We start from the raw sequence: 20046 nt of genomic DNA on the forward strand, positions 1-20046 counted from the left end.
GAGCATGATTGAATTCTTCGTTCAGCAATCGACAATTCAACGGGCGGCGGGAGAGCGCGCAATGATGGAACGATTGGAAGCTGGCGCCAATGGGCGCCACGACAAATACCAGCGCCTGATCGACGCGGCGCGCAAGGAGCATACGATCAAGGTCGCCGTCGCCCATCCTTGCGACGAGGTTTCGCTCTCCGGCGCCATCGAGGCCCGTGAAATGGGCCTGATCGAGCCGATCCTGGTCGGACCGGTCGAGCGCATCCGCGCCGTGGCGACAAAGGCCGGGCTGGACCTTGCCGGCGTCGAGATCGTGAACGCGCAGCACAGCCATGAATCGGCGGCCAAGGCGGTCGAACTGGTGTCCTGCGGCAAAGTCGAAGCCCTGATGAAGGGCAGCCTGCACACCGACGAACTGATGGCCGCGGCCGTCTCGAAACAGGCCGGCATCCGCACCGCGCGGCGCATCAGCCATTGCTTCGTCATGGACGTGCCCAACCATCCGGACGCCCTCATCATCACCGACGCCGCGATCAATATCGCGCCGACGCTGGAGGACAAGGTCGACATCGTCCAGAACGCGATCGACCTCGCCCATGCGCTCGGCGCGCCGGAAGTGCGGGTGGCGATCCTGTCGGCGATGGAGACCGTGACCTCCAAAGTGCCCTCGACCATCGAAGCCGCGGCCTTGTGCAAGATGGCCGAGCGCGGCCAGATCACGGGCGCGATTCTGGACGGCCCGCTGGCGCTCGACAACGCCATCAGCCCGGAAGCCGCCGCGATCAAGAAGATCGTCTCGCCGGTCGCCGGCCGCGCCAATGTGCTCGCCGTTCCCGATCTCGAGGCCGGCAACATGCTGGCGAAAAGCCTGACGTTCCTCGCCGGCGCCGACGCCGCCGGCATCGTGCTCGGCGCCCGCGTGCCGATCATCCTGACCAGCCGCGCCGATTCGGTGATCGCCCGCCTCGCCTCCTGCGCCGTGGCGGCGATGGTCGCCGCCGCCCGCCGCAAGGCGGCGGCCGTTTCGGTGACATAGGGGCGATCGCAAGCACGCTTCCGCCGAATGAAGCGTCACGCGCAAGCACGGGAGGAAACCATGGCCGATTGCATAGCCGTCATCAACGCCGGTTCGTCGAGCATCAAATTTGCAATTTACGACGCTTCGACGGAAGGAGGTCTGGCCTTCAAGGGCCAGATCGAAGGCATTGGCGTCGCGCCACACCTCAAGATCGTCGGCGCCGACGGCGCGGCGCTGAACGATCGCCGATTTCCCAAGGACGGTTTCGATCACGACGTCGCCATGCGGGAAATCATCGCGGCAAGCCGCGCCCTGCTCGGCGGCTCCGAAGTTGTCGGCTTCGGTCACCGCGTCGTCCACGGCGGCGTCCAGTTCGACAAGCCGATCATCGTGACGAAAGAAGTTCTGGACGAACTGGCCAAACTTTGCCCATTGGCGCCGCTGCACCAGCCGCACAATCTCGCGCCGATCAGAACCGTCTTCGAGGTGGCGGCGCACAAGCCGCAGGTCGCCTGTTTCGACACGGCCTTTCACCGGAGCCAGCCTTCGCTCGCGCAGACCTACGCCCTGCCCCGCCGCTTCACGGAAGATGGCGTGCGGCGTTATGGATTCCACGGCATCTCCTACGAATATCTGACCTCACGGTTCCGCGAACTGGCGCCGGACCTCGCCAGCGGCCGCATCGTCTTCGCCCATCTCGGCAATGGCGCGAGCCTTTGCGCGGTCAAGGACGGCCGCAGCATCGCGAACACAATGGGATTTACCGCCGTCGAAGGCCTGATGATGGGCACGCGCTGCGGATCGATCGATCCGGGAATCGTCCTGCATTTGATGCAGCATTACGGCATGGACGCCCAGGCGATCGAGGATGTGATCTACAAGAAATCCGGTCTGCTTGGCGTCTCCGGCCTATCCCCCGACATGCGGTCCCTGCGCGCCTCGAGCGCGCCGGAAGCCCGAGAGGCCATCGCGCTTTTCGTCTACCGCATCGTCAGGGAATTAGGCTCGCTGGCCGCCGCTTTGGGGGGCCTCGACGCGCTGGTTTTCTCGGGCGGCATTGGCGAGCACGATGTCGCGACGCGCGCCGAGGTCGTCGACGGTTGCCGCTGGATTGGCGCGGCGCTCGACGCCGAGCGCAATGCTCGTGGCGAACTGAGGATCAGCCACGACCAATCGCGCGTTTCTATCTGGGCGATCCCCACGGATGAGGAACGGATGATCGCGCGCCACACCAGGGCGCTGCTGTCATAGCGATGCTTGAATGGAATGGCGCGGCGCCGCCATTCTAGCGGCTGTTCAGGTCCGACGCCTTGCGGAGATAAATGAACCAATAGACCGCGGCGACCATGACCGAGCCGCCGATCACATTTCCGACCGTCACGGGCGCGAGATTGTCGAAAACCGCCGTGCGCCAGGTCAGCGACGCGAAATCGTCCGGCGTTCGCCTGATCGCCTGCCAGAACGTCTCCGGCGCGCCATATTTGATGGACAGCCCGATGGTCAGGAAATAGATATTGGCGATGCTGTGCTCGAAGCCGGCGGCGACGAAAGCCGCGATGGGCGGGACGATCGTTATGATCCGCCCTGCGGTCGTGCGCGCGCTGTAGCACATCCAGACGGCCAGACAGACGAGCGTGTTGCACATGATCCCGAGCGTCAGCGCGGGAACCAGCCCAAGCTCCACCTTGGCCTTGGCCGTCATCAGCGCAGTGAAACCGACCGCCCCGCCGCCAAACGTATATTGCGTCGTGAGAAACATCAGGATTGCCGTAAGCGCGGCGCCAATAGCGTTGCCGCAGAAGGCGACGAGCCAGTTCGCCAACAGGTCCTGCGTTCTGACCCGGCCGCTCGCCCAGGCGATGACGATCAGATTGTTTCCGGTGAAGAGTTCGGCGCCGCCGACGACGACCAGGATCAGACCAAGGGAAAACACCACGCCAATGACCAGCCGCATGATCCCGTAGGGCAGGCTCGCGGTGAAGGGCGCGCCATCGGCGCCGATTGTTCCCGAAATGCTCCCCGAAGCCACCGTCGTCGCGAAGATCGCGCCGAGCCGTTCCGCGAAGCGCAGCGTCGGCGCAAGCTCGCGTTCAGTTGTCCTCCGGTAGGTCTCCGGATCCGAACTCTTGATGTCGAGCAGCACGAGGTCGAGGTTCGCCAGATAATCGTCGTCGACGCGGTCGCCGAGATAGCCCGACGTTTCGATCGCCGTATGCAGACCGAGCTTTTTGGCGCCGGCGAGGATCCGCTTGGTGAAGGCGAGCTGGACCATCGGCTCGCCGCCGGAAATGGTCAGGCCGCCGTCGAGCGCCAGCAGCGCCGGCGCGAAATCGCCGAGCCGGTCAATGACTTCCTGCGCCGCGATATAGGCGCCGTCCTTGAGATGCCAGGTATCGGGATTGTGGCAATAGGAGCACCGCAGCAGACAGCCCGAAACGAAGAGCACGACGCGAAGTCCTGGACCGTCGTAACGCGAAGACGACTCGTAGGAATGTGCATATCCGAACGCGCCGTCGCCGTCCGCTTCGGTGTCCGGCGGCGCGTCGGGCGACATCCCGACGCGCAACAGGTGGCGGCTGCCAGGCTCGATATGTCCGAGATGAGACATGACCAATCCTCCCCGCTCAAACCTGGCCGTGGAAGGTGCGGCTGATGACATCCATCTGCTGCTCGCGCGTCAGGCGGACGAAATTGACCGCATATCCCGAAACCCGGATGGTCAACTGCGGATATTTATCCGGATTCTGCATCGCATCCTCGAGCGTCGCCTTGTCGATGACGTTGAGGTTCATGTGGAAGCCGCCATGCTCGAAATACATATCGAAGGCTTTGGCGGCCTCCGCGATCAGTTGCTCCTCGCTGAGGTGGGCCTGTTGCGGCGTGACCGATACCGTATAGCTGATGCCGTCCTGCGCATGGGCATAGGGCAGTTTCGCGACGGACAGGCACGAGGCCAGCCAGCCGTGGCTGTCGCGGCCGTGCATCGGATTGGCGCCAGGCGCGAAGGGCTGGCCCTTGCGACGTCCGTCGGGTGTATTGCCGGTCGCCTTGCCATAGACGACATTGCTGGTGATCGTGAGCACCGACTGCGTATGCAAGGCGCCGCGATAGGTCGGATGTTTCCGGATCTTGTCCATGAAGCGACGGACGATGTCCACCGCCAGCAAGTCGACCTTGTCATTGTTGTTGCCGAATTTGGGGAAGTCCCCTTCGACAGCATAATCGACCGCCAGACCTGCCTCGTCGCGGATGATCCGGACCTTGGCGTATTTGATCGCCGAGAGACTGTCGGCGACGACGGAAAGACCGGCGATGCCGAACGCCATGGTGCGCAGGATGTCGCGGTCATGCAGCGCCATTTCGAGGCGCTCATAGTAATATTTGTCGTGCATGTAATGGATGCAGTTCATCGCATGCACGTAAGTGCGCGCGAGCCAGTCCATCATGCGGTCGAACTTCGCCATCACGTCGTCATAGTCGAGGTATTCGCCCACGCAGGCCGGCGCGGCGGGCGCAACCTGTTCCCCGCTGACTTCGTCGCGTCCGCCATTGATTGCATAAAGCAGGCATTTCGCGAGATTCACCCGCGCGCCGAAGAATTGCATCTGCTTTCCAAGGCGCATGGCCGAGACGCAGCAGGCGATTCCATAATCGTCGCCCCAATAGGGACGCATCAGGTCATCGTTCTCATACTGGATCGACGAGGTCTCGACGGAAAGCTTGACGCAATAATGCTTGAACGCCTCGGGCAGGTTTTTCGACCAGAGCACGGTCATGTTGGGCTCAGGCGCCGGCCCCAGATTTGTCAGCGTGTGCAACATGCGGAAGCTGGTGCGCGTCACCAGGGTCCGTCCGTCGAGGTCCATGCCGCCGATGCATTCAGTCGCCCAGTAGGGGTCGCCAGAGAAGAGAGCGTCATAGTCTGGCGTGCGCAGGAACCGGACGATGCGCAGCTTGATCACCAGCTGGTCGATCAGCTCCTGGGCGCCCTCTTCCGTCAGGCGCCCTTCGCGCAGGTCGCGCGCGACATAAGCGTCAAGGAATGTGCTGATGCGGCCGATCGACATGGCCGCGCCATTGGCCTCCTTGATGGCGCCAAGATAGCCGAAATAGGTCCACTGGACTGCCTCGCGGGCGTCGGCGGCCGGCCGGCCGATGTCGCAGCCATAGAGCTTGCCCATTTCCTTGAGGTCGGCGAGCGCGCGCAATTGGTCGGCAAGTTCTTCGCGCAGGCGGATGATGTCGTCCGTTGGCCACATCTCGTCGATCTGGGCGCGCTCCGCGCGCTTGGCCTCGATCAATTTGTCGACGCCGTAAAGAGCGACGCGGCGATAGTCGCCGATGATGCGGCCGCGGCCATAGGCGTCGGGCAGACCTGTGATAATGGCCGCCTTGCGGCATTTCATGATTTCCGGCGTATAGGCGTCGAAAACGCCGTCATTATGAGTTTTCCGGTAGCAGGTGAAGGCTCGGCGCACGGCGGGGTCCGGCTCGATCCCGGCCGCCTTGAGGCCGGATTCGACCATGCGCAGGCCGCCGTTCGGCATGATGGCGCGCCGGAATGGCTTGTCGGTCTGGAGGCCCACAATGACCTCGTTATCGCGGTCGATATAGCCGGGCCCATGCGCGAGCATGGTCGAGGGATTAGCCGGGTCGGCGTCGAGGACGCCTTTCTTCATCTCCTCGCGGAAATAAGGCTGGAGCGCGGCCCAGACCGCTTTGGTGCGAGCGGACGCGGGCGACAGGAACGATTGGTCGCCCTCATATGGATCGACATTGGCGACGATGAAGCCACGGACATCGATCTCGTCTTGCCACCGGCCTGATTGAAAATCGCGCCAGGGATCCGCCCTCAGCGGCGTAGAGGCTGATTTTGCGATATCGTCCATTTTTCCCTCCCGGAAAAGGACTATCGACATTCCCTCGGCGCCAGCGCTTATTATTCGGCGATTGAGGCGCCGCACAATTATTTTGAATATTACTCCGTTGGAATCAATGGCGCTTTGACATTGGTCAATTTATCGCATTTGCTGATGCCGACCGAACGATTTCTAAGAAATCATAAGAATTGACGTACAGGCGATTGCCTCCCGGTCAACCAGGCGGAGATCACGCAGCTCGCGTCTCAACCGCGCCGGATTTGCCGGCGCCGATCGAGCGGCTCGGGCGAAATTCGCGGCGCTGGAACGCTATCGCCGTCAAGACCTGGCTGGAAACGCAAGGCAAGGCGTGAACGAGACAGGGGCGATCCGGTATTTCTGGGTCATGAAAAATTCGCGGCGCCCGCCACGGATGCGCGGGCGAGCGTTTTGCCAGCGCGCAGCCTCTCGAAACGCCCTTTCGCGCTCGCCATCGGGACCATGCCATCGGCCGCTCCGCCCGGAATCAGATTGATTGAGGCCGCGACCGTGATTGCACGTCCTGCATTCCGCCTCGTGAATGCAGCCCCGGTTGCGGGTCCAATTTTCGGCAATGAAAAATTGTTGTGTCATCCCGATGCCCTTGCGGCAGCGCAGGATGGCCGATCGGCCGAACCGCCCCCGGGCCATCCGGGGCTGCTCCAACGCAAAGCGCACGGATTCTTTTCAGGGCCGAGCCAAGGGAGCTGGAATCAGGACGAAGCGCGCGCCGTCCGCAATTTGCTCGGCGACGTCCGGATCGCCACGCAAGGCGGCTTCGGAACGAGCATCCGGCCAGCTTGCGGTTGGAAGATTGCCTAGCCATTCCGCCAAGGCAGCCTCCGCGCCGGCGAGCGCTTCGCTGCGGTCTTTGCCCATGGCGACGCAGCCGGGGCAATCCGGAAATGCAACGCCGAATTCGCCTTCGCTCTGATCTAGGAGGCCGATGAAATGCAATTTGCCACCCCTCGATCGTCATGGGGTCACAGGGGCGGCCTGGTTTCATTTGAGCGGCAGTGCGAGAGGCATCCGCACCCGTTCGTCCAACTTCGCGTCCGATTATTGGACCGATATTGGACGCAATCCGCACCCCAAACGCTTTATTTAAGTGGCGCGCCCGAAAGGATTCGAACCTCTGACCCCCAGATTCGTAGTTTGATGGCGATCGATTTCTAGAGTTTTCCTATCCTTTCTTCAACGAAAAATATCTTCATATTACAGCGTATTATCTTTTCCCTTGATTACCGGAGTTAGCTGGGCTTATCCTGATTTCGCTTACCGGTTGCTTACCGAACGCTTACCGAGCCGGCATGTCTGGAGGTTGGAAGTTGCCCCGAGGCCGCATCTCGAAACGATCAGTCGACGCCCTGTCCTGCCCGGCTGGAAAAGACCGTGAAATCCTATGGGATGACGCCCTGGCTGGCTTTGGTGTGGCCGCGTTTCCCACGGGCAAGAAGGTCTATGTCGCCCAGTATCGCCAGCATGGCCGGTCGCGCCGCATTTCGATCGGCGAACATGGCCGGCTCACGCCCGACGAAGCGCGGTCACAGGCAAAGGTGCTGCTGGGCCAGGTCGAAACCGGCGCTGATCCGGTTGAGGAACGCAGAGCCGAGCGCGCTAAGGAGACGTTTCGCGAGACATCCGCGCGTTTCATGGCCGAGCACGTCTCGACCAAGCGCAAGGGCCGCACGAAAGAGGAATACCAGCGATTGCTGGATCTTCACATCCTTCCGAGCGTCGGCTCTCGCCGCCTGGTCGACATGACGCGATCCGAAATTGCGCAACTGCATTCCAAGCTCTCGTTCTCCCCTTTTGCGGCCAATCGCGCATTGGCTCTTATATCCGCGGTGTGGAACTGGGCGGCGAAGCGGGACGAGGTTTCGTTCGCGGACAACCCGGCTAAAGGCATCGAGCGCAACCCGGAGCGCGGGCGGGAGCGATTCCTGACCAGCGAGGAAATCGCGCGCCTTGGCGACGCCTTGCACGAAGCTGAGACGATCGGACTATCCTGGGCCGTCGATGATAGCAATCCGAAGGCGAAGCACACGCCGAAAGAGCGCCAGCGCACCAAGATCGATCCCCATGCAGCTGGCGCGATCCGCCTGTTGATCCTGACCGGCGCCCGCCTGCGCGAAATCCTGGGCGCCAAATGGGAGCATGTCGATTTGGAGCGTGGCATCATCCATCTGCCGGACAGCAAGACCGGAGCAAAGCCGATCTACCTTTCGGCCGCGGCGCAAGAGGTTTTGATCACCCTGCCCCGCATCAAGGATAACCCGCATGTCATCCCCGGCGAGAAGAAAGGCGCGCCGCGCCCTGACCTGAAGCGTCCTTGGGCGACGCTCACGCGCGCAGCCGGCCTTGGGGGCGTCCGCATCCACGACTTGCGGCATAGCTTCGCCTCTTTCGGCGCCGGCGCGTCCCTTGGGCTCCCGATCATTGGAAAGCTGCTGGGACATAGCCAAGCTGCGACAACGCACCGTTATGCGCATTTGGACGCCGATCCGATGCGGCGCGCGGTCGATACTATCGGTTCAACAATCAATGCGGCCATGAACCGGCGCGCGTCGGCCGAAGTCGTTGATCTGAAGACGATGAGCAAGCGCAAATCCAAAGGTCGCGCGTCGGAGTAATTTCATCGTGGATGCAAAAACAACACCGTTCGATTTGTCCCGCCCGAGATGGCCTCTATCCGTCGTCCTTGTTTGGATTGCTACTCGAAATGATGAGTGCGCCGCTCAGGCCTCGGATATGGATATTTCGGCTTGTGACAGTTTCCTTGAAGTTCTCCGAAATCACTTCGGTCTTCCCCATGGCCAAAGCGCCTCCGACGCATGGTCGAATGTTTTAGCGCCCGCAATGGATGAGGGGAGCATAAAGGCGTCGGCGGTTCATGCGAGGATCAATCGCATGGGCTACGAGAATGTCACTCCTGGGGTCCTTTTCCCGCCGCCGGATCAGCCATTTAGTGCTTCCACGCACGAGTTTTTCGAAGAGTGTGGCGATAAAGAAGCCGTGCTCCGACCTATTGGCAGCAACTTCGCCCATGAATGGAGTGAATGGCGCGCTCTGATGTTCTCCCGAAAAGATGTTTTAGAGCTGTGGCCAGCAATAATTGTCCAGAGCAAAACTCCAATTTCAGACGATGAAATACAAGCGACTCTTCTTCTTTACAAAGAAAATAAAGGAAAAACGCCAACGGCGCGCGACTGGAAATCAATTAGTTTTTCTGACCATGTCACCAAGGCGCGTTACGAAAAAGTGCTGAAAGAGACGTTCGGCGCCACCCAAGGGCGGCCCGTTAAAAATGTCCTGAAATAATGTCCCGGAACTATTTTCGTCAGGACATTAAGACATTTCGACAAGCCAGAAAATGTGGTTAAGTTTCTTCGTCATTCCCGGCATTGAACCGGGCCCCTACATCGGGAATGACGATGAGCGCCACACAGTTTCTACGCCGCAAAGACGCGGGCCATTATCTCAAGAGCAGGTTCGGCTTCGGCAGCGAGAAGACACTCGCAAAACTCGCATGTGTCGGCGGAGGGCCGGAGTTTCGTAAAGCGGGTTCGGCCGTCCTGTATGAGCCCGAAAAGCTCAATGATTGGGCGTTGACGAAAATTGGGCCCAGTCGCCGCTCCACTTCCGATCTCGGCGAGGGTGAGTGATCGCTCATGCACGATATCGCAAAGAGCCCGGCCGCGTGGGCTGACGCGGACCGGGCCCGGAAGATCGTTTGCGTGCTGCCTGCGATCAATCCGGACCATATCTCACCATCCCCTGAAACTCAACAGTTTCGCTCGGCTTGGCTGTCTCGGCGTTACCGCATTTCGTCGCCGCTTGCCGCGACCATTGCTCTTCTTTGCTTTGGGGAGGGCGCCCGATGAGCTTCCAATCGTCACCGGAGAGGATTGAAGAGATCCGCGAGCGGGCGGCCTCGGTCGCCGGTCTCGCAAAGTGCATGGAAGACGCAATTAAGCCCGTCTGCGAAGCTGTTGGGTGTCAGGCGGCGAACGACGTATGGGCGGCCGGCCATGCCCAGCAACTCACAACGTTCCAGCTTTTCATGGCGGCAATAGGGGTAGGCGCGCCCATCATTGAGGACGCCTTCCAATCACTCCCCTTCGAAACGCTGATGGACGCCTTGAGGAAAGGCTGCATGAGGCAGCTCAACGAGCTGTATCGCGGCCAAACTGACGGGGGCTCCGAATGAGCCGCCCGTTCCTTTTGAAAGATCAGACGCCAGAACAGGCGGAAGCCGAGCGTCTCGAACAACTCGCCGCCCTGACGAAGCAACGCGCCGAGTTCGACCAGGCGGCGCGGGACGAGAGCGCAACCTCCTATCGTCCTGGCGATGATCCGCCGGCGTGGATGGTCGCTCGCATGCTCGACTTCCTGCGCGCGCTCAAGGGCGCCGCGGACGGCCGCATATTCGTCACGTCCCTGAACAACGAGCAGCGGCCGGCGAACGCGCCATGGGAAAAGAAATGGAAGGTGCACGAGCTGCTCATCGATCCGGCCGCGATCGACGCGCCGATGGTTCTTTCATCATTCGTCCGTCGTCACGGAACCGACGATCGCGGGATCTTCGTTTCGCCGCAACCGATTAATCATGAGCTGGCGTGCGCCAACCAGGCGGCGGCGGAAGAGCACAATAAAACAGAAGCCGCACGAAAGAAGGCCAACCCGAAACATGCGGGTGACCGATGGTCGACGTCGCTACGCCAAAAAGGCCACATAGCAGCAATCGGGTCGATCTGCTTCGAGATCGATTTCAAGCATCATGCCGGAAATCCGCCTGACGAGGTCCTCAACCGGACGCTGAACGGCTTCTTCGACAGCGCGTTGCAGCCTTCGATCGTCAATCTGTCGCCAGGCGGCCCGCATGCCTTCCTGTTGCTGGACGAGCCGCTCGAGGCGACTGCGGAGAACCTTGCGCGCGTCGAAGCCATCACGGCGCAGCTTTGCGACCTTTACGGCGGCGATCCTGGCGCGCTCGACTGCGGGCATCTGCTACGCTTGCCGTACACCTTCAACACCAAGGCCGGCCACGTCAAAAAGAACGGCGGCCCGGTGCTGGTCACGCCGGAGCGCTCCGATCTCACGCGGCGCGTGAACGTCGAGAACATTGAGGCGGCGCTCGCCGATGAGCCCGCCGGGCTCTACGCGTCGGGCGAATGGGCGAAGCCGAAACGGATCGCCCGCCCCAGGACCAAGCCCGATGGCGCGACGGTCGACAATCCCTTTTCAGCCTATGCCCGCTGCCATGTCGGAATAAATCCCGCGGAGATCCTTGCGGAGGTCGACAACAGCAATGTGCGCGGGCCGCTGCTGCGCGCCGTGGGCCATTTCGCATGGTGCGGCGCCGGCGAAGACGCCGTAGCCGCTTTCCTTCCTGCATGGGCCGCGCGTCTGAGCGCGAGCCGCGGGCTCGGTTGGGATCCGCATGGCAAGCATCTCGCCGAGCACTTGACGCAATTTCGCGACGATGCAGCGAAAGCCATCCGGCGCGGGCTCGACCTTGGCGCCGAACGCGCGAAATTCGCGGCGCGTTGGGGTGCTGGCCTCGCCGGCCTCGAAGCCTATGTGAACGACCGCGCCGCCCTGGCGCTCGAGGATATCGGCGCGGCCGTCGCGGCTGGTGAGAATGCAGAGAGCGCCGTGATAGCCGCGGGGAAGGTGGCAGCGCTCAAAGAGCTTTTCGACCCCAAACGTGCGCCCAAGCCGGACGCCGAGCGTTCGAAACAAGAGCGCCGCGCCGCGCGCCTCGAGGTCGCGCGCTCCGAGGTTTTTTCTCAGGTCAACGACGCAGAACCCCGCGCCAGCGGCGAACAAGGCCTCCGGTCGATCTATGCCGGCGAGGTCGTATTCAATCCCGCGCGTGACGCGTGGGTCGATCTCACCGATGATCGCAAACGGCGCCGCAGCGTCTTCGATGAACGTCGCGAAACAGATCGATGAGACCGAAAAGAGGCTCACCGGTTTGTTGCTCAAAGGCTGCCCGTCCATCGTGATCGACAACGCAAACGGCATTCTCGAATCCGACTTGCTGGCGCAGATCGCGACGCAAGAAACGATCGTCGCGCGCCCTCTCGGAACTTCGACCATGATCGAGATCGACAACGCCACCATGGTTTTCGTGAACGGCAATAACCTGCGGCTGGCGGATGACCTGACGCGACGCGCCGTCATGGCCGTGATCGATACCGGCGAAGAGCGGCCAGAAAAACGGCAGTTCAAGCGTGACACGTTGGGCATGATCCGCGCCGATCGCGGGCGTTATGTCGCGGCGGCCCTGACCGTCTTGCGCGCGTTCATATTGACCAGGAACAATGGCGACGCCCGAGAGATCGCGCAGAAAATCGCGGGCTTCCACCAGTGGTCGGACCTTGTGCGCAGCGCGCTCGTTTGGTGCGGTTACGCCGATCCAGCGGCGTCCATGGACCGCATCCACGAGGCGGACCCGACCTACCAGAGCCTCGCTGAAATTCTGCCCGCTTGGTACGAGAAATTCGGGACGAAAGCGATGTCCGTGTCGGATGTCATTGCTGCGATCTCATCCACCAGCGGCTATGGGGCCAATGAAAGCGCAGCGGCGCTCGAAACGGCATTCCGCAACAACATCAGCCATGTCGGTCAAAGGGAACTGGATGGGCGCCGCATCGGCGGTCACCTTCAAAAGTTCAAAAACCGGATCGCCGCGGGTTTGAAGCTGACGATGATCCAGAAGGCGACGCAGTCCAACAAGGTCGGTCATTCATGGCGCGTCGCGCCGGTCAACTGGCGCCCCGGCGACATAAGCGCCGAGAGCGCGAGCGCGGACAACGTCGTCGTGCCGCTATCGCGGAGAGAGCCGCGTTTTTGACCGTCATGCGAGCGCCATGGCGACGAACGGCGCGAAGCCCCGGACCGACGCGGGGGAACCTATCCCCGGACCAGGTTCCCCCATCGTCGTCCGATTGATTTAGTTAGAGTTTGTGTCTTTTAGCGAACGACAATGGGGGAACCTCCCTTCGGACAGGTTCCCCCGTTGTAACACCTGCAAAATCAGGTGTTGCAGATGATTGGGGGAACTGGGGGAACCTGTTTCTAATGCTTACGGGCGAGAGAAAAGAAGAATGCATACACATCACGCGGCGCAGGCGCGGCGGCGCTCGTGTGTGCGCCAGGCGGCGCAGCTCGCCATTGCGTTGCATGGTCCGGATTCACTCGATGGACAATCCGCCGCGCGGCGTGACGCTGCGAATTTGCTCCGGCTCATGGACAGCGCCAACACGACGATCGAGCAAGCGCACGCCGCGGCGCGCGATTTCTGCGCCATGATCTTGGTCTGTCGTGGCGCCGCGTGACCGAGACGGCATTTCTTCGGCATCATCAAAATCAACAAAACGCACAAAAAGCACAAAGCCCTCAATGGCATCAAGCATGGCGTGGACAGTTGCGGCGATAACCGCATGATCGACGGGACGGCAAATCATGGATGCTTTTCCGATGCACGCTGCTCGCGGTTTCGTCCGTAAAATTCCACGCTACCCCGAAAAGGTCGCGCTCTATCTGCCGCGCGGCACGAGCTGCCTTGCGGAGCGTATTGCGGCGGAGCGCGGCGTCTCGCCAAAAGACCTGATGCGAGAAGCGTTGGCCGAGGCGCTCGAGGCGATGGCTCCGACAGAGCCGCTTGTTGATGAAGCGCCTGCGGTTGCCAGCGCCGTAACGATCCGCAACGCCGACGAAGAGGCGCGCGCCTACGTCGAAAAAACGCTCGATGTAGGGATTGCCGAGCCTTTCACGGGCGTCTTGATCGAGCGCGACGGCCAGACGATCAGCGCCATCGTTTTCAACGAGTTTTCCGACCGCGACGTCCGGATTACCTGGGCGGGCGAACAGCCCGCCAGCGTCGGCGTCTTGCGACAGGTGGCGCGGTACGTCTTCGCGCAGCTCGGATGTCGCCGCGTGACGGCGATCACCCGAGCGAACGATCATCCCGCGATCCGATCCTTGACCCGCTTGGGGTTTCGCCCCGAAGGCGTGATGCGCGCGCGCTTCGCCGATTCAGATGGCCTGATTTTTGGCCTTCTCCGCTCCGAACAGAAAATCTTGAGGCTTCCAAAATGGTGAGCACCCCCAAACAGCCCGATCCGATGGCCACTGCCGCCGCGCAGGGCCAGATTAACAAGCAGACGGCCATCGCGCAAAGCGAGCTGAACAACGTCAATCAGGTCACGCCTTACGGATCGATCTCCTACAACCAGACGGGCACGGCCGCCGACGGGACGCCGCAATATACGGCAACAACGTCTCTTTCGCCGGACATGCAGAACCTTGTGAATTCGAACATTTCGAATGCGCAAGGGACATCAAACCTACAAGGCACGCTGCTGGGCAACGCGCAGTCCACGCTTTCGAAGCCGCTCGATCTGTCCTGGTCGAACACGGAAGCGCAACTGGACGCGCTGAACAAGAACACGCTCGATCCGCAGTGGCAGCAGCAGACCGACCAGCTTCAGCAGCAGCTTTACAATCGTGGCGTCGTCCCGGGCACGGAAGCCTATGACAATGCGATGCGCGATTTCAATCAGCAGAAGTCTGACGCCTACAATAGCATGTATTTGCAGGGTCATCAGACGGCGGTAAACGACCTGACGACGGCCTATAATTCGCCGCTGAACGCCCTGAGCGCGCTCCAGTCCGGCTCGCAGGTCTCGCAGCCGGGTGTTGGGCAGACCGCGCAGACCGCGCAGACCGGCATCCAGCCGGCGAATTATGCCGGGCTCGTGAACCAAAATTATCAGAACCAGCTTCAGTCTTCGAACGCGACCATGGGCGGCCTATTCGGGCTCGGGGGAACGCTGGCCACCGGCGCCATGAAATACGGCTTGGGCGGCTTTCTCCCGGCCTCCGGCGACATTTTCTGAGGATTGACGCTCATGGCCCTTCTCGATTTCTCTCTGCCCGCTTCCGATCCCAACAATCCGAACGGCGTGCTTTCGTCGGCTTCCGACATTCAGCGCCGTCAACTGATGGCCCAAGCCTTGATGAAACAGGGCGCCGATTATTCGCCCGTACAGTCGCCTTGGCAGGGCGCGGCGCGCATGGCGCAGGCCATCATGGGCGGCTGGGAGCAAGGCCAGCTCGACAGGGAAGATGAAAGCTCGGCGGCCTCGCGTCGCAACGCGCTCGCGACGCTCATAGGCGGAAATGGAGACAGCGCTGGTCAAGCAGGCAATCCAGCCCTCGCGGACGCAGTCTCAAACTCCGGCTCGTCCAGCACGCTTCCGAAATTCGCCGCAGCCGATCCTCGGCAACTGGCGATCGGAAGTGACCGCTGGCCGCGCCGCGCGTGTTGGGAACGGGCTATATTTTGTCGAAAATCGTGAGATGGGCGCCGCGGAATGGGAAGCCCGGCATTGCGGGAAGGACTGAGCGGCGAGCAGGATTGAACGCCGCCGCTCGGCATGATGTCATCAATAAGGGTTTCGCGTTCCGGTGGCGCCGGTATAGGGATTTACGTTCCCGCGCGTCCCATAATTATCATAGGTCGTGCTGTTCGGATTGCTCTGGTAGTGCGGTTGGACGTAGGTTCCGTTATTGCGCTCGTAGCCTTGAACGTAATGGCCATTCGAGTTCGAGCCGTAGCCGTATTCCTGCGCGTGGGCGCCGACGCCGCCGACGAAAATCAAGACTGCGCCGAGAATGATCTTTTTCATTGAATGCGCTCCATAAAAATCGGCGCTCGGATTGAAATAGAAAAATTACGCCGAAAACCTTGGACTGCCGCGACCGTATCCGTGCTGATCCGATTCGCCGAGTGCCATTTGCCATGAAGCGGAACGATGTTCGGCCATGGTAAAAAAAATCGCCCGTCATTCGCGCTTCCGCGATGATCGGCCTCCTAACGTCATCGCCCTAGCGATCCTCAGCGGGCGGCCGGCGTGATGCCGCGCGCTATTAAAGCGCCTAATCTCCGCACCTGCTCGGGAGTGGATTTCGGATCGATCGGGACAATTCTCATCGTCCCATCAGTTGCGATTTCGACGGCCGAAGCCACGCCCGCCTGCTTGATTGCCTTCAGCGCCCGGGCGACGTCAGCCTGTGCAAATCTTGCAGCTCGGCGGCTCATTCTTCGTCCCTCGGAAAGTTCGCCAGGCGCACGCCCGGCTTACCGCCGTTCGTAAATTCCACGCCCGCCGTTTCCAAGGCGCGCTTGCCTGCGCATGATGTGGCAGGCGGCCAAGGGGGACGCCTTCGTGCTGTGCGCGATCCGTGACGATGCGCGCGAGGCCGAACGGGCACGCTACCGCACCTGCCGGCCGGCGCCGGCGATCCGTCGATCGCATAGCCGCGGCAAACTACGGCTCATCGCAAATTTCGCGGCCTGACCGCTTCGCCTTTCCATCACAACAACCCAATAAGGATGCTCATGTCTCTGCCCACCATGCCGTTCTCTCCCGAAGACCTGGACGCCGATCTGGCACGCGCTGGCGTTGTCGCGAGGCTCGGCAAAGCCGAAACGTTTTCGATGATTTGCGATGAAATCAACGACTACGACCCCGAGGCAAGACATCGGCTCTTCCGCTTGGCCAAAGACAATCGCGCTCAATATGCCGCCTATCTGCGCTCCGTGGGGCGCTCGCTTTACGCTTAATCCCTCACCGTTCCTGAACCGGAGATCCTTTATGGCTACTCAAAACGCTTCTGCCCCTTCTCGCCGCGCGCTTCTCGCCGCCGGCGCGGCCGCCGCCATTTCAGCCCCTGGCGCTGGCGCCGCCATCGCCGCCGCGGCGGCCCCTGACGATCCTGTTTTCGCGGCGATCGACGCCGCGCGGCGCGCCCATCTCGCTTATGACGCCGCCCGGTCGAGCATCCGGGCCGTGATCGGCGACAGTCCAGAATTGCGCTCGTACTTTATCTTTGTTGCAAAAGCGGATGGCGCTAGCGAAGAGGTTTCGACTATCGAGCATCTGAACCGGTGGCTCGATAATCAGGGGCCGGCACATCACGTTCATTGCAAGCGGACTTTCGCGGAAGCGGCGGCGCGCGTTTTAGGGATCGAAGAACCGCCCGTCGCCGATCCGGCGCCAGAAGCGCTGGCTGCATGGAGCGCGGAACGGGCGGCTGTCGTCGCCGACTTCGAGCGGGCGCGACGCATCTACGACGAAGGCCGACAGAGTGCGGGTCTGTGGCAACTCTACGAGACGGCGGACAAGACAGCCGACGTTTATACGGCGGCCGAAGAGACGCTGCTCGCGATGGTCCCCACGACGGCGGCCGGCGCGGTGGCGCTCCTACAATTCTACGCCGATCTGGGTGAGCGGTACGGTGCCGACAGTGAGTTTTTGCCGGTACTATCGAATGCGCTGCCCGCGCTGGTTCAATCGGTCAAAGCATGAAGGCGCTCACGATGGCGACCGCCAGCAGCAACAACCCTTTCGCGGACATGCTCCATCGCCCTGATCGAATGAACGATCCGGGCGATGCCGATGTTCACATCGAAACAGCCGCGAGGCTATCACGAGCGCTCTGGATCGCCTTAAAAAATGCCGACTTTGATTTCTCGGAAGAACGGGACCGAGCGGCCATGATCGAATTAGCCTCGATGGTCGCCGATCACACCAGCGCGGCGCAACTCGCCTTTTACCGGAAGGGTCACGCGAACGCGCGGGATAAACCCTGAAAGTGAAACGATAACGCGAGAACGACGTTTGCAGAAACGCCCGCCCCGGATGTACGGACGGGCGTTTTTTTGCGGCGTCGCCAATTTGCCCGGCGCATCGGCGCGATGGGGCTCCGTTCCACCGTCCGCATCCAATAACCAGAGGGAGATCCCAGACAATGACCAGGCTTGTTTACACCCCGGACGAGGTTGCAGCCATCCTTAAATGCAGCCCAGCGCACGTCCGCGCCATGTGCGCGCGAGGCGAAATCCCGGCCTTCCGGCTCGGCGGGAAACTGCTTAGAATTCGGGCAGAAGACCTAGAGGCTTTGACACGCCCCCAGAATACAAGCTCCAGCGCCTCAGGGGCCGATGGGCCATCTGCACTTACGAAAACGGCAGGCGCATCCGCCGCAGACAACTTAGATCGAGCGCTGCGGCAGATGCGGCTGTTGAGTTCGCTGAAATCGTCGCCGCGCTCTCCAAGCCGGTAGACCTGCCGATTGCAGAGCTTTGGGCGGTCCATCGGAAAAAAATCAAACAGGCCGACGGACTAGCGCCAACATGGACTGGACTGGAAAGGACGCCGGCGTCGACCGGGATCGGGGTCAACTCGTAACGCCCGCCCGGGATGTTCGGGCGCCCTTTTCTTGCCACGCTGCAATTCTCCCGGCGCCATCCGGAAAATTACGCATCATGCGGAGATCGGAATGACCGACGCGCCAGCTCGAATTCAGACCAAGGCAGCCGCCTCGATGCTAGGCATCAGCCCCCGGTCGGTGCAGTGTCTCGCGGCGCAAGGCCTCTTGCCGGGGGCAGCGAAAATCGGCAAGGTTTGGACCTTCGACCGGGTCAAACTCGCGCGCTACATCGCCGCGCAGGAGGCGGAAACCGAGGCCAATGGCGCATGTCTGAGGAAAATCTCTACCAGCGCGGCTCGACGTGGTGGCTTCGTGCCACCGTTGGGGGCGTCGAAATCCGAGAAAGCCTACGAACTCGCGATGCAAAAGCTGCTCGGCGCTGGCGGGATGAGCAACTCTCGGAGGTTTGGGGGTAAGCCGCCACCGTCGAGTGCATCGAAATCATCTCGAGGCAAGCCGCCGACGACGAAAGGTAGCTAGCCAGCTCGCGAGGGGCGAATGGCCGGACGAGGATTAGACGTTTTGGTCGCAAACTGACAGGCCATGACCCTACGCCCCGACGATCGCAGCCACATCCTTCAAACTCGCAAAGCGCACGCCATATTCTGTCGCAAGCCAGCTACGGTGCGACCTGTCAAAGATAGACACTCCAGCCGCAACAGCGCGATCCTCAGTGCACAGAATATCGTTGCGATAGGCAACATGGGCGGCAGCAAGCTCACCATCGGCCCATTCGGCGCAGGCTTTGGCGAACCTCTTTTCATGTAGCTGGCCACGCCTGATAGCTTGCCAGCCTCCCATTGCGTCGAATGCTTGCTTGCCAACCTTGCGCCCCCAAATCTCCGCGCTCACGTCAATCTGTCGCTGCTCACGCTCGTTTCTCTCGCTTTCAGTTTCCTGGAGGAAAGCTTCCGAATTGCTGATTTCAGACGGGGATGGCAACCCCATCCACGCCAACCCCCGCATCAATCGTATTCCTGCTGACATCGCCAGTTTAAGGCGTTCGGCCTGAACCTCCGGCAGACCCGGATGCGCATGGTCAGCTGGGCCGATCGACATCAAATGAACGTACTGCTCGCCGTCTCTCTCTACGATACGCCAAGGAAACGACACTTCCATGTGAGGTTGAGCAAAATAGGCGACCCGTTCCTTTTTACGGACGGCCTCAATTCGGAAGGCTGCTTCGCAAATCACCCCTTCGACCTTGCGAGCGACAAGCGCAGAGCGGATCGTGGCATACTCTTGCGTGTCAGAACGAAAAACCTGTTCCCACGCATTGCTGTCAAAACTGATACGCATCGATATTGCCTCTGAACGGCATCGCGTCTGTCCCTCCGAGCGTTTTGGCCACGCAGTCCAGAATAGCCGCCCCCTTCGAAATGGTCTGCACCCGTCACGCCTTGCGGCTTCAAGCGCGCGATCGTCGGCAGTGGAATGGATGGCTCAGAGGGCATGCTGACAGGCTCACGCCAGGCGAATTTTTCGAAATCGCTTACCGGATGCTTACCAGCGCAAAGCGACGGTCGCCGACACAGCACTAATTCTGACGTAACTATTTGAAAAGAATGGCGCGCCCGAAGAGATTCGAACTCCTGACCCCCAGATTCGTAGTCTGGTGCTCTATCCAGCTGAGCTACGGGCGCATTGCGCTTCGGACCAGGCGGCCCGTCGGCAGTGGCGCGGTGTTTAGCTGCTCCCGATCGGCTTGGCAATGCCAAAAAATGGCCGTCACGCCAATTTATTTCGCGTCGCGTTGACTTTTGGGGGACCATGACTCTATAAGGCCGCTCGCGATTTTCGGCTTCGCGCCGAGGTCGCTTCCGTCGTCGATCACGCGCGGGAGCGGCAAGC

Annotated in this window: 22 protein-coding genes and 1 tRNA gene; 16 read left to right on the forward strand and 7 right to left on the reverse strand. The window is 61.2% G+C overall.

The features are described from left to right. Window positions 1-61 precede the first annotated feature (61 nt). Complete coding sequence (locus ACE3S9_RS03405) at window positions 62-1027, forward strand: phosphate acetyltransferase (protein WP_374545023.1); 966 nt, start codon at window positions 62-64, stop codon at window positions 1025-1027. A 60-nt stretch (window positions 1028-1087) separates the two neighbouring features. Next, complete coding sequence (locus ACE3S9_RS03410) at window positions 1088-2260, forward strand: acetate/propionate family kinase (protein ID WP_374545024.1); 1173 nt, start codon at window positions 1088-1090, stop codon at window positions 2258-2260. Window positions 2261-2294: 34 nt separating this feature from the next. Here ACE3S9_RS03410 and ACE3S9_RS03415 read toward each other — a convergent pair whose 3' ends face one another. The 3 genes from ACE3S9_RS03415 to ACE3S9_RS03425 form a co-directional block, all read right to left on the reverse strand. Beyond that, window positions 2295-3617, reverse strand: coding sequence for a formate/nitrite transporter family protein (locus ACE3S9_RS03415; RefSeq protein WP_374545025.1), 1323 nt, complete (start codon window positions 3615-3617; stop codon window positions 2295-2297). 16 nt (window positions 3618-3633) lie between these two features. After that, window positions 3634-5898, reverse strand: coding sequence for a formate C-acetyltransferase (gene pflB / locus ACE3S9_RS03420; protein ID WP_374545026.1), 2265 nt, complete (start codon window positions 5896-5898; stop codon window positions 3634-3636). A 696-nt stretch (window positions 5899-6594) separates the two neighbouring features. Then, complete coding sequence (locus ACE3S9_RS03425; protein WP_374545027.1) at window positions 6595-6864, reverse strand: type II toxin-antitoxin system HicB family antitoxin; 270 nt, start codon at window positions 6862-6864, stop codon at window positions 6595-6597. Between the two features lie 371 nt (window positions 6865-7235). On the opposite strand from ACE3S9_RS03425, the gene ACE3S9_RS03430 reads away from it, so the two are divergent. The 6 genes from ACE3S9_RS03430 (at window position 7236) to ACE3S9_RS03455 (ending at window position 12769) form a co-directional block, all read left to right on the forward strand. After that, on the forward strand, window positions 7236-8540 hold the full coding sequence (locus tag ACE3S9_RS03430) for a tyrosine-type recombinase/integrase (RefSeq protein ID WP_374545028.1): 1305 nt from the start codon (window positions 7236-7238) through the stop codon (window positions 8538-8540). Window positions 8541-8658: 118 nt separating this feature from the next. Continuing rightward, window positions 8659-9228: a hypothetical protein gene (locus ACE3S9_RS03435; protein WP_374545029.1), complete on the forward strand. Its 570-nt coding sequence runs from the start codon at window positions 8659-8661 to the stop codon at window positions 9226-9228. A 113-nt stretch (window positions 9229-9341) separates the two neighbouring features. Further along, complete coding sequence (locus ACE3S9_RS03440; protein WP_374545030.1) at window positions 9342-9572, forward strand: hypothetical protein; 231 nt, start codon at window positions 9342-9344, stop codon at window positions 9570-9572. A gap of 215 nt (window positions 9573-9787) precedes the next feature. Next, complete coding sequence (locus tag ACE3S9_RS03445) at window positions 9788-10117, forward strand: hypothetical protein (RefSeq protein ID WP_374545031.1); 330 nt, start codon at window positions 9788-9790, stop codon at window positions 10115-10117. Continuing rightward, a complete protein-coding gene (locus ACE3S9_RS03450; protein WP_374545032.1) occupies window positions 10114-11865 on the forward strand; it encodes a hypothetical protein in 1752 nt (583 codons plus the stop codon). Before ACE3S9_RS03445 ends, ACE3S9_RS03450 begins: the two co-directional genes overlap by 4 nt. Then, complete coding sequence (locus ACE3S9_RS03455) at window positions 11840-12769, forward strand: hypothetical protein (RefSeq protein WP_374545033.1); 930 nt, start codon at window positions 11840-11842, stop codon at window positions 12767-12769. The genes ACE3S9_RS03450 and ACE3S9_RS03455 overlap by 26 nt, the downstream gene beginning before the upstream one ends. Before the next feature lie 340 nt (window positions 12770-13109). Here the strand turns inward: ACE3S9_RS03455 and ACE3S9_RS03460 are convergent, their stop codons facing one another. Further along, complete coding sequence (locus tag ACE3S9_RS03460; protein ID WP_374545034.1) at window positions 13110-13382, reverse strand: hypothetical protein; 273 nt, start codon at window positions 13380-13382, stop codon at window positions 13110-13112. Here ACE3S9_RS03460 and ACE3S9_RS03465 point away from each other — a divergent pair. The 3 genes from ACE3S9_RS03465 to ACE3S9_RS03475 are packed head-to-tail and all read left to right on the forward strand — an operon-like array spanning window position 13381 to window position 15278. Further along, window positions 13381-14019 carry a GNAT family N-acetyltransferase gene (locus ACE3S9_RS03465; protein WP_374545035.1) on the forward strand — a complete coding sequence of 213 codons (639 nt, stop codon included), beginning with the start codon at window positions 13381-13383 and terminating at the stop codon, window positions 14017-14019. The two genes, ACE3S9_RS03460 and ACE3S9_RS03465, sit on opposite strands and share 2 nt — an antisense overlap. Next, entirely contained in the window at window positions 14013-14816 is an 804-nt protein-coding gene (locus tag ACE3S9_RS03470) for a hypothetical protein (RefSeq protein WP_374545036.1), read from the forward strand. The genes ACE3S9_RS03465 and ACE3S9_RS03470 overlap by 7 nt, the downstream gene beginning before the upstream one ends. A gap of 12 nt (window positions 14817-14828) precedes the next feature. Next, entirely contained in the window at window positions 14829-15278 is a 450-nt protein-coding gene (locus ACE3S9_RS03475) for a hypothetical protein (RefSeq protein WP_374545037.1), read from the forward strand. Window positions 15279-15365: 87 nt separating this feature from the next. Here ACE3S9_RS03475 and ACE3S9_RS03480 read toward each other — a convergent pair whose 3' ends face one another. Beyond that, on the reverse strand, window positions 15366-15608 hold the full coding sequence (locus ACE3S9_RS03480; protein ID WP_374545038.1) for a hypothetical protein: 243 nt from the start codon (window positions 15606-15608) through the stop codon (window positions 15366-15368). A 713-nt stretch (window positions 15609-16321) separates the two neighbouring features. Between ACE3S9_RS03480 and ACE3S9_RS03485 the strand changes: the two genes are divergently transcribed. The 5 genes from ACE3S9_RS03485 to ACE3S9_RS03505 all read left to right on the forward strand — a co-directional run bounded on the left by ACE3S9_RS03485 (window position 16322) and on the right by ACE3S9_RS03505 (window position 18675). Then, complete coding sequence (locus ACE3S9_RS03485) at window positions 16322-16546, forward strand: hypothetical protein (protein WP_374545039.1); 225 nt, start codon at window positions 16322-16324, stop codon at window positions 16544-16546. Between the two features lie 31 nt (window positions 16547-16577). Continuing rightward, window positions 16578-17291, forward strand: coding sequence for a hypothetical protein (locus tag ACE3S9_RS03490; protein ID WP_374545040.1), 714 nt, complete (start codon window positions 16578-16580; stop codon window positions 17289-17291). A gap of 11 nt (window positions 17292-17302) precedes the next feature. Continuing rightward, a complete protein-coding gene (locus ACE3S9_RS03495; RefSeq protein WP_374545041.1) occupies window positions 17303-17575 on the forward strand; it encodes a hypothetical protein in 273 nt (90 codons plus the stop codon). Between the two features lie 158 nt (window positions 17576-17733). Next, window positions 17734-18048, forward strand: a complete 315-nt coding sequence (locus ACE3S9_RS03500; protein ID WP_374545042.1) for a helix-turn-helix domain-containing protein — start codon at window positions 17734-17736, stop codon at window positions 18046-18048. 216 nt (window positions 18049-18264) lie between these two features. Continuing rightward, window positions 18265-18675, forward strand: coding sequence for a helix-turn-helix domain-containing protein (locus ACE3S9_RS03505; protein ID WP_374545043.1), 411 nt, complete (start codon window positions 18265-18267; stop codon window positions 18673-18675). Window positions 18676-18744: 69 nt separating this feature from the next. Here the strand turns inward: ACE3S9_RS03505 and ACE3S9_RS03510 are convergent, their stop codons facing one another. Both ACE3S9_RS03510 and ACE3S9_RS03515 read right to left on the reverse strand, forming a co-directional pair. Continuing rightward, window positions 18745-19494, reverse strand: coding sequence for a hypothetical protein (locus ACE3S9_RS03510; protein ID WP_374545044.1), 750 nt, complete (start codon window positions 19492-19494; stop codon window positions 18745-18747). Window positions 19495-19761: 267 nt separating this feature from the next. Next, window positions 19762-19838: transfer RNA gene (locus tag ACE3S9_RS03515), tRNA-Arg, on the reverse strand. Window positions 19839-20046: the final 208 nt, after the last annotated feature.

The sequence above is a fragment of the Rhodoblastus sp. genome (genome assembly GCF_041915505.1).
Classification (GTDB): domain Bacteria; phylum Pseudomonadota; class Alphaproteobacteria; order Rhizobiales; family Beijerinckiaceae; genus Rhodoblastus.

Coding starts and splice junctions, on each gene's coding strand:
- ACE3S9_RS03485 (WP_374545039.1), top strand. CDS start 16,322: ATGTCTCTGCCCACCATGCCGTTCTCTCCCGAAGACCTGGACGCCGAT.
- ACE3S9_RS03410 (WP_374545024.1), top strand. CDS start 1,088: ATGGCCGATTGCATAGCCGTCATCAACGCCGGTTCGTCGAGCATCAAA.
- ACE3S9_RS03440 (WP_374545030.1), top strand. CDS start 9,342: ATGAGCGCCACACAGTTTCTACGCCGCAAAGACGCGGGCCATTATCTC.
- ACE3S9_RS03450 (WP_374545032.1), top strand. CDS start 10,114: ATGAGCCGCCCGTTCCTTTTGAAAGATCAGACGCCAGAACAGGCGGAA.
- ACE3S9_RS03455 (WP_374545033.1), top strand. CDS start 11,840: ATGAACGTCGCGAAACAGATCGATGAGACCGAAAAGAGGCTCACCGGT.
- ACE3S9_RS03500 (WP_374545042.1), top strand. CDS start 17,734: ATGACCAGGCTTGTTTACACCCCGGACGAGGTTGCAGCCATCCTTAAA.
- ACE3S9_RS03480 (WP_374545038.1), bottom strand. CDS start 15,608: ATGAAAAAGATCATTCTCGGCGCAGTCTTGATTTTCGTCGGCGGCGTC.
- pflB (WP_374545026.1), bottom strand. CDS start 5,898: ATGGACGATATCGCAAAATCAGCCTCTACGCCGCTGAGGGCGGATCCC.
- ACE3S9_RS03465 (WP_374545035.1), top strand. CDS start 13,381: ATGGATGCTTTTCCGATGCACGCTGCTCGCGGTTTCGTCCGTAAAATT.
- ACE3S9_RS03405 (WP_374545023.1), top strand. CDS start 62: ATGATGGAACGATTGGAAGCTGGCGCCAATGGGCGCCACGACAAATAC.
- ACE3S9_RS03475 (WP_374545037.1), top strand. CDS start 14,829: ATGGCCCTTCTCGATTTCTCTCTGCCCGCTTCCGATCCCAACAATCCG.
- ACE3S9_RS03445 (WP_374545031.1), top strand. CDS start 9,788: ATGAGCTTCCAATCGTCACCGGAGAGGATTGAAGAGATCCGCGAGCGG.
- ACE3S9_RS03495 (WP_374545041.1), top strand. CDS start 17,303: ATGGCGACCGCCAGCAGCAACAACCCTTTCGCGGACATGCTCCATCGC.
- ACE3S9_RS03415 (WP_374545025.1), bottom strand. CDS start 3,617: ATGTCTCATCTCGGACATATCGAGCCTGGCAGCCGCCACCTGTTGCGC.
- ACE3S9_RS03490 (WP_374545040.1), top strand. CDS start 16,578: ATGGCTACTCAAAACGCTTCTGCCCCTTCTCGCCGCGCGCTTCTCGCC.
- ACE3S9_RS03460 (WP_374545034.1), bottom strand. CDS start 13,382: ATGATTTGCCGTCCCGTCGATCATGCGGTTATCGCCGCAACTGTCCAC.
- ACE3S9_RS03505 (WP_374545043.1), top strand. CDS start 18,265: ATGACCGACGCGCCAGCTCGAATTCAGACCAAGGCAGCCGCCTCGATG.
- ACE3S9_RS03470 (WP_374545036.1), top strand. CDS start 14,013: ATGGTGAGCACCCCCAAACAGCCCGATCCGATGGCCACTGCCGCCGCG.
- ACE3S9_RS03435 (WP_374545029.1), top strand. CDS start 8,659: ATGGATATTTCGGCTTGTGACAGTTTCCTTGAAGTTCTCCGAAATCAC.
- ACE3S9_RS03510 (WP_374545044.1), bottom strand. CDS start 19,494: ATGCGTATCAGTTTTGACAGCAATGCGTGGGAACAGGTTTTTCGTTCT.